Annotated in this window: 11 protein-coding genes; 7 read left to right on the top strand and 4 right to left on the bottom strand. The window is 72.5% G+C overall.

Annotation, left to right across the window (positions count from 1 at the left end; translation table 11 throughout):
* Positions 1-265: 265 nt before the first annotated feature.
* Positions 266-1,222 (top strand): methionyl-tRNA formyltransferase, encoded by a 957-nt coding sequence (fmt, locus tag IEY79_RS21540; protein ID WP_189109200.1) that lies wholly within the window; start codon positions 266-268, stop codon positions 1,220-1,222.
* Between the two features lie 71 nt (positions 1,223-1,293).
* A complete protein-coding gene (locus IEY79_RS21535; RefSeq protein WP_189109199.1) occupies positions 1,294-2,727 on the top strand; it encodes an RsmB/NOP family class I SAM-dependent RNA methyltransferase in 1,434 nt (477 codons plus the stop codon).
* Between the two features lie 206 nt (positions 2,728-2,933).
* Here IEY79_RS21535 and IEY79_RS21530 read toward each other — a convergent pair whose 3' ends face one another.
* The gene (locus tag IEY79_RS21530; protein WP_189109198.1) at positions 2,934-4,526 is read right to left on the bottom strand and encodes a TIGR03086 family metal-binding protein; all 1,593 of its coding nucleotides are present in this window, start codon (positions 4,524-4,526) and stop codon (positions 2,934-2,936) included.
* A gap of 212 nt (positions 4,527-4,738) precedes the next feature.
* On the opposite strand from IEY79_RS21530, the gene rpe reads away from it, so the two are divergent.
* The 4 genes from rpe to IEY79_RS21510 all read left to right on the top strand — a co-directional run bounded on the left by rpe (position 4,739) and on the right by IEY79_RS21510 (position 9,372).
* Entirely contained in the window at positions 4,739-5,422 is a 684-nt protein-coding gene (rpe, locus tag IEY79_RS21525) for a ribulose-phosphate 3-epimerase (protein ID WP_189109197.1), read from the top strand.
* 100 nt (positions 5,423-5,522) lie between these two features.
* Positions 5,523-6,572: a sugar-binding transcriptional regulator gene (locus IEY79_RS21520; protein WP_189109196.1), complete on the top strand. Its 1,050-nt coding sequence runs from the start codon at positions 5,523-5,525 to the stop codon at positions 6,570-6,572.
* Between the two features lie 225 nt (positions 6,573-6,797).
* Entirely contained in the window at positions 6,798-8,240 is a 1,443-nt protein-coding gene (locus IEY79_RS21515; RefSeq protein ID WP_189109195.1) for a GuaB1 family IMP dehydrogenase-related protein, read from the top strand.
* A gap of 259 nt (positions 8,241-8,499) precedes the next feature.
* On the top strand, positions 8,500-9,372 hold the full coding sequence (locus tag IEY79_RS21510) for an RNA polymerase sigma factor SigF (protein WP_229701013.1): 873 nt from the start codon (positions 8,500-8,502) through the stop codon (positions 9,370-9,372).
* A gap of 156 nt (positions 9,373-9,528) precedes the next feature.
* Here IEY79_RS21510 and IEY79_RS21505 read toward each other — a convergent pair whose 3' ends face one another.
* Both IEY79_RS21505 and IEY79_RS21500 read right to left on the bottom strand, forming a co-directional pair.
* Positions 9,529-9,927 (bottom strand): ATP-binding protein, encoded by a 399-nt coding sequence (locus tag IEY79_RS21505; RefSeq protein ID WP_189109193.1) that lies wholly within the window; start codon positions 9,925-9,927, stop codon positions 9,529-9,531.
* Positions 9,928-10,000: 73 nt separating this feature from the next.
* Positions 10,001-11,011 carry a GDSL-type esterase/lipase family protein gene (locus IEY79_RS21500; RefSeq protein WP_189109192.1) on the bottom strand — a complete coding sequence of 337 codons (1,011 nt, stop codon included), beginning with the start codon at positions 11,009-11,011 and terminating at the stop codon, positions 10,001-10,003.
* Between the two features lie 223 nt (positions 11,012-11,234).
* On the opposite strand from IEY79_RS21500, the gene IEY79_RS21495 reads away from it, so the two are divergent.
* Positions 11,235-11,690: an Lrp/AsnC family transcriptional regulator gene (locus IEY79_RS21495; RefSeq protein WP_189109191.1), complete on the top strand. Its 456-nt coding sequence runs from the start codon at positions 11,235-11,237 to the stop codon at positions 11,688-11,690.
* Positions 11,691-11,770: 80 nt separating this feature from the next.
* Here IEY79_RS21495 and IEY79_RS21490 read toward each other — a convergent pair whose 3' ends face one another.
* Positions 11,771-12,361, bottom strand: coding sequence for a Repetin (locus tag IEY79_RS21490; protein ID WP_189109190.1), 591 nt, complete (start codon positions 12,359-12,361; stop codon positions 11,771-11,773).
* Between the last annotated feature and the right edge of the window lie 120 nt (positions 12,362-12,481).

Raw genomic sequence — 12,481 nt, 5'->3', positions numbered from 1 at the left:
GGATCGGGTCGCACCGGGCGGCCCGTTGTGGTCAATCTCCCTTGACAACGCGCCACCCGCCGTTGTGGTCACGCTGCGGGGGCGTATGCGCACAAGCGCGGGGCGCGCGGGCTCCCGTACGCCCCCATCCTTCCGGTGGCCGACAGGCCCATAGACTGGTGCGCTGTCCGTCGTCGACCGCGCCCGGCGCTCACCGCCCGCGCGCGCGACGGACACGAGAGCCTGTCGGGCTCTGAGCCGCACGAGAGAGCGAGGAAGTCCCGCAGTGAAGCTCGTCTTCGCAGGCACCCCCGAGGTCGCCGTACCAGCCCTGGACGCACTGATCGCCTCGGACCGGCACGAGGTCGCCGCCGTGGTGACCCGCCCGGACGCGCCCTCGGGACGCGGCCGCAGGCTCGTCGCCAGCCCCGTCGCGGAGCGCGCCGAAGAGGCGGGTATCGAGATCCTGCGGCCCGGCCGGCCTCGCGACGAGGCCTTCCTGACCCGGCTGCGTGAGATCGCGCCCGACTGCTGCCCCGTCGTCGCCTACGGGGCGCTGCTGCCCCGCGTCGCGCTCGACGTCCCCGTCCACGGTTGGGTGAATCTGCACTTCTCGCTGCTGCCCGCGTGGCGCGGCGCCGCCCCCGTGCAGCACGCGGTCATGGCCGGCGACGAGACGACCGGCGCCGCCACCTTCCTCATCGAGGAGGGGCTGGACTCCGGTCCGGTGTACGGCGTGATCACCGAGGACGTACGGCCCACCGACACCAGCGGCGACCTGCTGACCCGGCTCGCCTTCGCCGGCGCCGGGCTGCTCGCCGCCACGATGGACGGTATCGAGGACGGCACCCTCAAGGCCGTCCCGCAGCCCGCCGAAGGCATCACCCTGGCCCCCAAGCTCACCGTCGACGACGCGCGGGTCGACTGGACGGCGCCCGCGCTGCGCGTCGACCGCGTCGTACGCGGCTGCACCCCCGCGCCCGGTGCCTGGACGGTCTTCCGCGGCGAACGCCTCAAGCTGATCCAGCTCGCGCCGGTGCCCGACCGTACCGACCTGGCGCCCGGCGAGCCCGCCGTCGGCAAGAACTCCGTGCACGTCGGCACCGGCTCGTACGCCGTCGAACTGCTCTGGGTCCAGCCGCAGGGCAAGAAGCCGATGCGGGCCGCCGACTGGGCGCGTGGCGTCCGGATCGCGACCGGTGAACGGCTCGGCGCACCGGATGAGGCCCCCGACGTACGCTGAATCAGTCCGGCGAATATGTCCGGCGAATCCGTCCGGCCCCGAAGCGCGGCACCTTCACCAGCGGAGCACCTTTGAACGAGCAGGCCCGTCGCCGTCCCCCCAAGCCCTACCGCCGTCCCAAGAAGGATCCCGTTCGGATCCTCGCCTTCGAGGCACTGCGGGCCGTCGACGAGCGCGCCGCCTACGCCAACCTCGTCCTGCCGCCCCTTCTCAAGAAGGCCAGGGAGGCGGGCGACTTCGACACCCGCGACGCGGCGCTCGCCACCGAGCTGGTCTACGGCACGCTCCGCCGCCAGGGCACCTACGACGCGATCATCTCCGCCTGCATCGACCGGCCGCTGCGCCAGGTCGACCCGCCCGTGCTCGACGTGCTCGCCCTCGGCGCGCACCAGTTGCTCGGCACCCGCATCCCCACCCACGCCGCCGTGTCGGCGAGCGTGGAGCTGGCCCGCGTGGTGCTCGGCGACGGACGCGCCAAGTTCGTCAACGCCGTCCTGCGGAAGATCGCCAAGGACGACCTCGACGCCTGGCTGGAGCGCGTGGCGCCGCCGTACGACGAGGACGCCGAGGACCATCTCGCCGTCGTCCACTCGCACCCCCGCTGGGTCGTCTCGGCGCTCTGGGACGCCCTCGGCGGCGGCCGGGCGGGGATCGAGGACCTGCTGGAGGCGGACAACGAGCGGCCCGAGGTGACGCTCGTCGCGCGCCCCGGCCGGATCTCGGCCGGCGAACTGCTCGACACCCTGGGCGAGGACTCCGGCCTGCCCGGACGCTGGTCGCCCTACGCGGTCCGGCTCACCGAGGGCGGCGAGCCGGGCGCCATCGACGCCGTACGCGAGGGACGGGCCGGAGTCCAGGACGAGGGCAGCCAGCTCGTCGCCGTCGCCCTCGCCAACGCCCCGGTGGAAGGCACCGACGCGCGGTGGCTCGACGGCTGCGCGGGCCCCGGCGGGAAGGCGGCGCTGCTCGGCGCACTGGCCGCCGAGCGCGGCGCGCTGCTGCTCGCCTCCGAGAAGCAGCCGCACCGGGCGCGACTCGTCGAGCGCGCGCTCGCGGGCAACCCCGGCCCGTACCAGGTGATCAGCGCCGACGGCACCCGCCCGCCGTGGCGGCCCGGGGTCTTCGACCGTGTCCTGGTCGACGTCCCGTGCACCGGACTCGGCGCCCTGCGCCGCCGCCCCGAGGCCCGCTGGCGGCGCCGCCCCGAGGACCTGGAGGGCTTCGCGCCGCTCCAGCGGTCACTGCTGCGCGAGGCCCTGAACGCCGTACGCGTGGGCGGAGTCGTCGGATACGCCACCTGCTCCCCGCACCCCGCGGAGACACGTGCCGTCGTGGAGGACGTCCTGAAGGGCCGGGGCGGTCCCGCGGTCGAGGCCGACTGGGTCGACGCCCGGCCGCTGATGCCCGGTGTCGCGGCGCTGGGGGACGGACCCGACGTCCAGCTGTGGCCGCATGTGCACGGCACGGACGCGATGTATCTGGCACTGCTGCGCCGTACCGCCTGAGAGGCGCACGGCGGAACGCGGGTGTCCGGGGGCCGGCCCGTCACCCCGGCGGGCGCGCGACGGCGGCTGCGGCACCCCGCCGCGTCGTCGGACCGCCCGGATACACCCGGATACGCCCGGATATGCGGCCGACCCTTCGCCTCGCGGCGCACCGCATCCGACGCCGTGCGCCGATCCACCGGGGAGGACGGCCGCCCCGCGGGCCGTCAGACCGCGCGGCCCAGATAGGCCGCGAGACGGTCGTTCCCGTCGGCGTGCTCCGGCGCGGGCCGCTCGGGTGCGAACGAGCCGCCCGCCGTCCTCGGCAGTGAGCCGTAGATCTCCCGCACCGACGGCAGTACGGCGGCGGCGACCTCGGGTGCGAAGCCGGTCGGCTGTCCCGTGGCTCGCGCCAGGTCCCAGCCGTGGACCAGCATCTCGATGAGCAGCTGCTCCACCATCCGCCGGCCGGGAGCGGGGCCGAAGCGCTCCTCGGGCAGGCCCGGCCTGCGGAACGCGGTCAGCGTCCTGGCCGCGGCCTCCCGGAACGCGGCGACGTGGTCCGCGCCCAGGTGGTCCGCGTCCCGGGCGTGGTGCGGCGGGGCGCCCGCCGCCAGGCCGGCCCACATCAGGTTCTCCCACACCAGGTGCTCCAGCAGCGCGCGTACGTCCCAGTCGGCGCAGGGCGTGGGATCGCCGAACCGGTCCGCGCCGACCCCCGCCACCAGCTTCCCGACCCCGGCCAGCACCGAGGCGAAGGTCTCCACGATCCGGTCCGGCCGCAGCGCCTCAGAGCCGTCCGCCTCCTCGGGAGGACCACTCGCGTACAGGGCCTCGTGCCGGGCGGCGAGCGCCCCCGGCGCGGGATTCGCGCGCAGCGCGGTCATCAGCCACTCGCCGGGGGCCGCCAGATCTGGCCGTACCGGCAGGCCGTTGATGAGGCAGATCAGCTGCCAGTACCGCTCGACCGCGGGATCGGCCGCCATCTCCAGCTGCGCCAGCAGCAGGCCCCGCGCCTCCGCGCCGTCGGCCGCCGGGCCCTCCTGGGCGGGAAGCCACTCGGCGACGACCGTGGCGACCACCCCGTCCGCCGACGGTGAGTCCGGCGCGAGGCCGTCCGCCATGGCGGACGACACCCGTCGTACCCAGAAGTCCGTCAGGCGCTCGGCCTCCCGCGCATGGTCCTCCTCGTGCACGGAGGGGGAGTGCTCAGCCGCGTACGCCGCCATCCTGCGCAGCCCGGCCGACACGGCCGGATCGCGGACCAGGGCACTGAGCTCGAACCAGGCGTCGACCTGCTCGGCGGTGGGATCGCCCGGCAGGTCGGGCAGGGCGGCGAGCAGGGCTCCGCGGTAGCCGGGGGCGTCGATCCCGTCCAGCGCGCCGGTCACGAAGGCGCGGACGGTCTCCTCGCGCTCGGCCGCCGACATCCGGGCCAGCTCCGTCAGCACCCTCAGCTCCTCGGCGGTCGACTCGCGCCGTCCCGCCGAGCGCAGCACCGCCTGCTGGAGCCGGAGCGTACGGATCTGGGCCTCCAGCGCGTCGGCGTGGACGGCTGCCGTCTCGGCGAGGCCCCGCTCCCGGTCGAGCACGGCCCGGATCTCGGGCAGCCCCAGCCCGAGGTCGCGGAGTGTGCGGGCGAGGTCGAGCCGGGCCACGGCCTCGGGGCCGTACCGGCGGTATCCGGACGCGGAGCGGCCGGCGGGAGGCGTGATGCCGAGGTCCGACCAGTGGCGGACGAGTTTGACCGACAGACCGGTGCGGGCGGCGAGCTCGCCGATGCTGAATTCCGGCGGTTCGGGCGCGGTGTCGTTGTGCATACGGCCACCCTCAGGTCTCCCACAGAGGGAGAGTCAACGGGTCTTCGGGCCAAGGAGCCGGCCGGGCGGAGCCTCCCGCCGCGCTCTCCCCGGCCGCATCCGCCCCGCCCGTCCCGCTGAATCGCGAGGATTGCACCGAGTGTGCCCGTCCCCTTGGCCCGATGCCGCACATCGAGGCGAGGAAGTCGGCCGGAGCATGGCAGGCTTGGCACATGGCCCAGATCAACCCCAGCATCCTGTCCGCCGATTTCGCACGACTGGCCGAAGAGGCACGAGCAGTCGAGGGCGCCGACTGGCTCCACGTCGATGTCATGGACAACCACTTCGTGCCCAATCTGACTCTCGGTGTGCCGGTGGTCGAAGCGCTCGCGCGGGCGACGGAGACCCCGATCGACTGCCATCTGATGATCGAGGAGCCCGACCGCTGGGCGCCCCGGTACGTCGAGGCGGGAGCCGGTTCGGTCACCTTCCACGTGGAGGCCGCCGCCGCCCCCGTACGGCTGGCGCGCGAGATCCGCGCCAAGGGCGCACGGGCGTCGATGGCGCTGAAGCCCGCGACGCCGATCGAGCCGTACGAGGACCTGCTCCCCGAGCTCGACATGCTGCTGATCATGACCGTTGAGCCGGGCTTCGGCGGCCAGGCCTTCCTGGACATCATGCTGCCGAAGATCCGCCGTACCAGGGAGCTGATCTCCAAGCACGGTCTGGAGCTCTGGCTCCAGGTCGACGGCGGTGTCTCCGCCGAGACCATCGAACGGTGCGCCGACGCGGGCGCCGACGTCTTCGTCGCCGGTTCCGCGGTGTACGGGACGGACGACCCCGCCGCGGCCGTACGAATGCTGCGTCACCAGGCCGACGAGGCCACCGCCTCGGCGGGCTGGGCCTGCGCCCACTGAGCCACAACCGCACGCGGCCACCTGGCCACAGCTAAATGAACGCCGCCCAACCGGGCTGATCAAGGACCGCCGAATCTGACAGGATGAGAGCGCGTCCAGTGTGAACAGCAGTGAGGAGATCGCGGTGCCTGGTATGTCGGCGGGTCGGCCGGCCCTGCGCATGGGACCCGCGGAATTGGTGCAGGCGGCGGCCATGGCCCGGCGCTTCTATCTGGAGGGCAAGTCCAAGATCCAGATCGCCGAGGAGTTCGGCGTCAGCCGCTTCAAGGTGGCCAGGGTCCTGGAGACGGCGCTCGAACGCGACCTCGTGAGGATCGAGATCCGCGTCCCCGCCGAACTGGACGCCGAGCGCTCCGACGCCCTGCGGGCCCGCTACGGACTGCGGCACGCCGTCGTCGTGGAGTCTCCCGCCGAGACGGCGGACGAGTCGCCCGACCCGGAGAACCTCGGCGAGGTCGCCGCCGACCTCCTGGGCGAACTGGTCGTCGAGGGCGACATCCTCGGTCTCGCCTGGGGCCGCTCCACCATCCACATGGCCGCTGCCCTCGACCGGCTGCCGCCCTGCACCGTCGTCCAGCTGACCGGTGTGTACGACGCGGGCACCGCCGAGCGCGGCTCGGTCGAGGCCGTACGGCGCGCCGCCCAGGTCTCCGGCGGCGAGGCGCACCCGATCTACGCCCCGATGCTGCTGCCCGACCCGGCCACGGCGGCCGCGCTGCGCAGCCAGCCCGGTATCGCCCGCGCCTTCGAGTACTTCGACAAGGTCACCGTCGCGGCCGTCTCCATCGGCTCCTGGGAGGCGGGGATCTCCACGGTCCACGACATGCTCACCGACGAGGAGCGCTCGCACTACGCGTCCCTGGGCGTCGAGGCCGAGATGTCCGCGCACCTCTTCGACGCCGAGGGCCGGCGGGTCGGGCGCGACCTGGGTGAGCGGTGCATCACCGTCGAGGCCGACCGGCTGCGGCGTATCCCGGAGGTCGTCGCGATCGCCGGCGGTCAGCGCAAGGGCGCGGCCATCGGCTCGGTTCTGAGATCCGGGCTCGTCACGAGCCTGGTCACCGACACCGCGGCCGCCGATTTCCTGCTGAACGACTTCGAGCCCGGCCCGCGCCCGGCCCTGGACCGCGCTGACCCGGACGGCGAGTGAGCACGCGGCCGGGGCGTCCTGCCCCGGCACCGGCTCGCGGCGTCCTCGGCCGAAGCTACGAACGCCTCCGGCGCTGGTCGGGCGATGGTACGGAAAGCACACCGCCGGTTCGCCAGAAACGCGTGCCATCGGTGATGATGACGTAGGAGCCGCAGCCGGGACCGTCGCCGGTCGGAGCTGACTCCCCACCCGCCCTTCCGTACAACCGCAGGTGAGAGAGTCGGTATGCGTTTCCTCAATGATCTGAAGCCCCCGTACGACCTGACGTACGACGACGTTTTCATGGTGCCGAGCCGCTCGGCCGTGGGCTCCCGGCAGGGCGTCGACCTCGCCGCCCCCGACGGCACCGGCACCACCATCCCGCTCGTCGTCGCCAACATGACGGCGATCGCGGGCCGCCGGATGGCGGAGACCGTCGCCCGGCGCGGCGGTCTGGTCGTCATCCCGCAGGACATCCCGATCGAGGTCGTCACCGACGTCGTCTCCTGGGTCAAGACCCGGCACCTCGTGCTCGACACCCCGATCGTCCTCGCGCCGGCGCAGACCGTGGGCGACGCCCTGTCCCTGCTGCCCAAGCGGGCGCACGGTGCCGGGGTCGTGGTGGACGACGACCGGCGTCCCGTCGGGGTCGTCACCGAGCACGACCTGACCGGGGTCGACCGTTTCACCCAGCTCTCCGAGGTCATGTCGAAGGACCTGCTCCTCATCGACGCGGACATCGACCCGAGCGAGGCGTTCAACAGGCTCGACGGCGCCAACCGCAAGCTGGCCCCGGCCGTGGACGCCGAGGGCAGGCTGGTCGGCATCCTCACCCGTAAGGCCGCCCTGCGCGCCACGCTCTACACCCCGGCCACCGACGCGAACGGCCGGCTCCGAATCGCCGCTGCCGTCGGCATCAACGGCGATGTCGCCGGCAAGGCCCGGCAGCTCCTGGACGCGGGCGTCGACACGCTCGTGGTCGACACCGCGCACGGCCACCAGGAGTCGATGCTCACGGCGATCAGGGCCGTCCGGGCGCTCGATCCGAAGGTGCCGCTCGTCGCCGGCAACATCGTGGCCGCCGAGGGCGTACGCGATCTCGTCGAGGCGGGCGCGGACATCATCAAGGTCGGTGTCGGCCCCGGCGCCATGTGCACCACCCGCATGATGACCGGTGTGGGCCGGCCGCAGTTCTCCGCCGTACTGGAGTGCGCCGCCGAGGCGAAGAAGTACGGCAAGCACGTCTGGGCCGACGGCGGGGTCCGCCACCCGCGGGATGTCGCGATGGCGTTGGCCGCCGGCGCGTCGAACGTCATGATCGGTTCCTGGTTCGCCGGTACGTACGAATCGCCCGGCGACCTCCAGCAGGCCGCCGACGGACGGCTCTACAAGGAATCCTTCGGCATGGCGTCCGCGCGCGCCGTGCGGAACCGCACGAGCGAGGAGTCGGCGTACGAGCGGGCCCGCAAGGCGATCTTCGAGGAGGGCATCTCGACCTCGCGGATGTTCCTCGACCCGGCGCGGCCGGGTGTCGAGGACCTGATCGACTCGATCACCGCCGGGGTCCGGTCCGCGTGCACCTACGCCGGAGCGAACTCGCTGGAGGAGTTCGCGGAGAAGTCGATCGTCGGTGTGCAGAGCGCGGCGGGTTACGCGGAGGGCAAGCCGCTCCACGCGAGCTGGAGTTAGGGCCCCGTCCGGCCCGGATCCCGCGCCGGACGGGCCGGTTCCGCGTTTTCCAGCTCGTGTCACCGTCTCCCGTCGGCTTGGGCCGGGCCGCTCGCACCCCTCTGACCAGGCAATTCCCCGTCGTACACACGCCGGGGACCGGCCCGTCGAAGCCGTGTCGAGGGGATTGGCATATCCCGGTCACGATTTCCTGGACATGACCGGGTTGGGTCTGGGTACACGGGCTGTGCACTGTCCAACAGAGCAAGGGGAGGACACAGTGGCCACGGCGAGCGCAGTCCCGACCGACACCACTCGGTACGGAACCCACCAGGCGGACATAGCGGAATTGGGGCTTCCGTATGTGGAATGCCCGGGAGACGTGGCACCCAAGGACGCACGAGAGATCTCACGGGTCTTCTTCGTCCGGCTCGCTGAGCTGGAGGAAGGCACCCATGAGCACCAGTACGTCCGTAACACCCTGATCGAACTCAATCTGGCCCTGGTGCGGTACGCGGCGACGCGCTTCCGGAACCGCTCCGACCAGATGGAGGACATCGTCCAGGTCGGCACCATCGGTCTCATCAAGGCGATCGACCGCTTCGAGCTCAGCCGCGAGGTGGAGTTCGCGACGTTCGCCGTCCCCTACATCGTGGGTGAGATCAAGCGCTTCTTCCGTGACACGAGCTGGGCCGTCCATGTGCCGCGCCGGCTCCAGGAGCTTCGGATCGACCTGGCCAAGGCGACGGACGAACTGTCGCAGCGGCTCGACCGGGCCCCCACGACGGCCGAACTCGCCGAGCACCTCAACCTCGACGAGAACGAGATCATCGAAGGCGTCGTCGCGAGCAACGGCTACACGGCCGGTTCGATCGACATGCCCGCTGACGACACCGCTGAGTCGTCCTCACCTCTCTCCGACCGACTCGGCGCGCCCGACGCGCAGTTGGAGGCGGCGGAGAACGTGCAGGCGCTCAAGCCCCTGATCGACGAGCTGGACGACCGCGAGAAGTGGATTCTCCAGATGCGCTTCGGCGCGGAGATGACGCAGTCGGAGATCGGGCAGGAGCTCGGCGTCTCCCAGATGCATGTGTCACGACTGCTGTCGCGGATCACCGAACGGCTGAGGGAAGGCTTGCTGGCGGTCGAATGACCGTCCCGCGTCCGGCCGGTCACGCCAGCCGACGACCACGGACGAACAGTGGAGGGGATGTCCCAGGACCTGGGACATCCCCTCCACTGTTCGTCACTGCTCGTCCTGCCGCCGTTCGTACGGGCCGTCAGGGACCGCCGGTCTAAGCGGCCGCGCTCAGCCGGCCGTCGCCGGCGTCGGCGGCCGGTCCCAGACCGCCTGTACCCGCTTGCCCTCGGGCAGCGGCCGGATCTCCACCCGGGACGCCAGCCTCTGCACCATGTGCCACCCGAAGCCGCCGCCCCCGCCGAAGTCGGGGTCGCGCGGAACCGGCGGCTGGGGGCTCGAATCGTCGATCTCCACCACCAACGACTCGCGCCCCGCCGTGAGATGGAGCCGCCACCAGCCCGAGGTGTGCCGGACCGCGTTCGAGACGAGTTCGGAGACGACCAGGAGCACGGCGTCGAGGTCGGCCCACGGGCAGTGCTGCGTCAGGAACTCGGCGGCGGCCCCGCGTGCGGACGCCGTGTCCAGGTGAGGTGATTCGACGATCACCGTTTGCGGCTCTTCAGTCATCTCGATCACCCACCTACCCCGATCTCGGGCATCCATGAGACCCACCCAGGGAGCCGCCCGTCCGGAAAACCTGCTACCCGGCGGATACCACGGATGACGGCACACATGCCGCCTCGCGCAGTGCGGTCACGACCGCCTCCGCGATGAGTACATGCCCCCTGTCGTCCGGATGCACTCCGTCCACCAGATGCTCCGCCCGGAGCAGGCCCCGGCCCGGCAGCAGCAGAAGCCGCTCGTCGCCCGCCGCGACGCCGTCCCGTACGGCCTCCTCCATGGCGGCACGGAGCTCCGTGAGCGTCGCGCCGGGCGCGTTGCCGGTCTCCTCCGCGTCGGGCCGCAGCACGGGCGAGAGAACCAGCAGCGGCGTGGCCGGGTGCCCTTCCCGTACGACGGCGAGGAACGCGCGCACCGTCTCGTACAGCAGCGGCGCCGAGTACGGCACACCGAACCAGCAGTTGGTGCCGAAGGCGAGGGTGATCAGATGGGCGGGGAGCGCCGCGATGTGGGAGGCGGTGGCGAGTTCACCCCGGGCGGCGCCCGCGTAACCGAGGTTGACCGTGTCCAGGCCGAGCGCCCGCCCGGCGACCGCCGGCCAGGAGCGCGCCGGGCGCGTCGACGACCAGCCCTCGGTGATGGAGTCGCCGTGGACCACCCAGCGCGGGCGCGCCGGCCCGGGGGCCAGGGAACCGCCGACCGGCCGTACGCCCAGGATCTCGGGGGCGTGCCCCTCGGGGAGATGGACGGTGAACGGGCCGGGGGACGCGGGCAGTTCGATCCGTGCCACCTGCTCGTGCGCGGGCTCGGTGAACGTCTCGCCGAGGAAGCGGGTGCCCTCCCAGAGGGAGAAGCAGTGGGCGAGTTCGGCCAGCGGGTCCCCGGGCTCCGGGACAGCGGCGCGGTACCGGATGTCCACCGCGTCCGCGCCGTGGGAGACGAACTCCAGCCGCACACCGATCGGCAGCACCGCGCGCTGGGCGATGTCCCACGACAGCTGCGACATGTCGGAGGGGTCCGCGCGCACCACCCGGTCGCCGTCCATCCAGCCCACGCCACGCAGGAAGGGTGCGGGATCCAGCCAGCTCATCGTGCTCCTCGGTCCTGGTCGTCCCCCCGGAGGGCGGGTTCGCCCCCGACGTCATAGGTGCCCCGTCGAAGGCCCGAAATGTTCCGCCGTCCGGCCACGGCGGGGAGCGGCCGCATGATCATGGGTGAGACCGTCCGCCTCATGGTCTACTTCGGAGGCGGGGCGCGCCCCGCCTCCGGCCGGCCACGGCGACCACCACCCGCAGAGAAGTGATCCACCCGCAGTGCGACTGAACAAGCTCGACGAACGCATCGTGCACGCCCTCGCCGAGGACGCCCGCCGCTCCTTCGCGGACATCGGCTCCGAGGTCGGTCTGTCGGCGCCCGCCGTGAAGCGGCGGGTGGACCGGTTGCGCGCCGAAGGCGCGATCACGGGTTTCACCGTCCGGGTGGACCCGGCGGCGCTCGGCTGGGAGACCGAGGGATTCGTCGAGATCTACTGCCGTCACAAGACCTCGCCCGAGGACATCCGGCGCGGTCTGTCGCGCTACCCCGAGGTGGTGTCGGCGTCGACCGTCACGGGCGACGCCGACGCGCTGGTCCAGGTCTTCGCCTCCGACATGCGCCACTTCGAGCGGGTGCTCGAACAGATCGCGGGGGAGCCGTACGTGGAACGCACGAAGTCGGTCCTGGTGCTCTCACCGCTGCTCAGACGATTCTCGTCGGGCGCGCCGGGCTGACCCGGACCCATGAGGTGCCGGGGCTCCCGTCCCCTGTGCGGGAGCCCCGGCCGCCACGGCGTGACGCTCGGCAGGGCGGGTCAGAGCTTCGGCTCCCAGGGCAGCACCTTGAAGTCACCGGTGCCCGCCTTGACCCTCTCGAACGGCGCGGAGCTCACACACTTCGGCATCGGACCCTGCTCGACCGGACTGCCGGTGGAGGCCCAGCTGTAGCCGAGCCGGTCCTCGCGCCCCAGATCGTGCACCGTGACGCCGACCCGCCTGCCCTCGGCGCCCTCCAGGTCGGACTTGGTGATGACACCGCTGACGACGGCCACCTTCCCGCCGGTCACCAGGCAGTCGACCTTCACCTCGGCCGAGGCGCCGAAGCCGTCCAGATAGTGGCTGAAACGGAAGGTCCCGGTGGCCTTGGACGGGTCTCCCGTGTCCTTGGCGGCGAGGTGGGCGTCGAAGCTGAAGGTGATGTCGTCCCCGAGCGAGCGGTACAGCTTGGCGGTGCCGGTGAGGGCCGCCGCCTCTCGTGTCGTGCTCCGGTCACCCGCCCCGGTGCCGTCGCCGTCCGACGCGACGGCCGGTCCGCCGGTGGTGGCGACGGCGGCGGCGACCAGCAGCGCGGCTCCCAGCGCGGCGGCGCGGGTGCGGCGGCGGGACGACGGTGCGGCAAGGCTCATGGGAAACCCCTTCCACGGAGTACCGGTTCTCCCGGTACCGATCGGCTGCGCCCGGCTCTTCCCGGGCCTGATCACCGTCCCGCGCCGGGGCACTCCGGGGCGTCGGGCCACGGTCCCCAT

The sequence above is a fragment of the Streptomyces camponoticapitis genome (genome assembly GCF_014646115.1).
Classification (GTDB): Bacteria; Actinomycetota; Actinomycetes; order Streptomycetales; family Streptomycetaceae; genus Streptomyces; species Streptomyces camponoticapitis.
This window is presented reverse-complemented; position numbering and strand designations above follow the sequence as displayed.

Excerpts from the sequence above, each read along its gene's own strand:
- IEY79_RS21530 (WP_189109198.1), bottom strand. The coding sequence starts at position 4,526 with ATGCACAACGACACCGCGCCCGAACCGCCGGAATTCAGCATCGGCGAG.
- rpe (WP_189109197.1), top strand. The coding sequence starts at position 4,739 with ATGGCCCAGATCAACCCCAGCATCCTGTCCGCCGATTTCGCACGACTG.
- IEY79_RS21515 (WP_189109195.1), top strand. The coding sequence starts at position 6,798 with ATGCGTTTCCTCAATGATCTGAAGCCCCCGTACGACCTGACGTACGAC.
- IEY79_RS21505 (WP_189109193.1), bottom strand. The coding sequence starts at position 9,927 with ATGACTGAAGAGCCGCAAACGGTGATCGTCGAATCACCTCACCTGGAC.
- IEY79_RS21500 (WP_189109192.1), bottom strand. The coding sequence starts at position 11,011 with ATGAGCTGGCTGGATCCCGCACCCTTCCTGCGTGGCGTGGGCTGGATG.
- IEY79_RS21490 (WP_189109190.1), bottom strand. The coding sequence starts at position 12,361 with ATGAGCCTTGCCGCACCGTCGTCCCGCCGCCGCACCCGCGCCGCCGCG.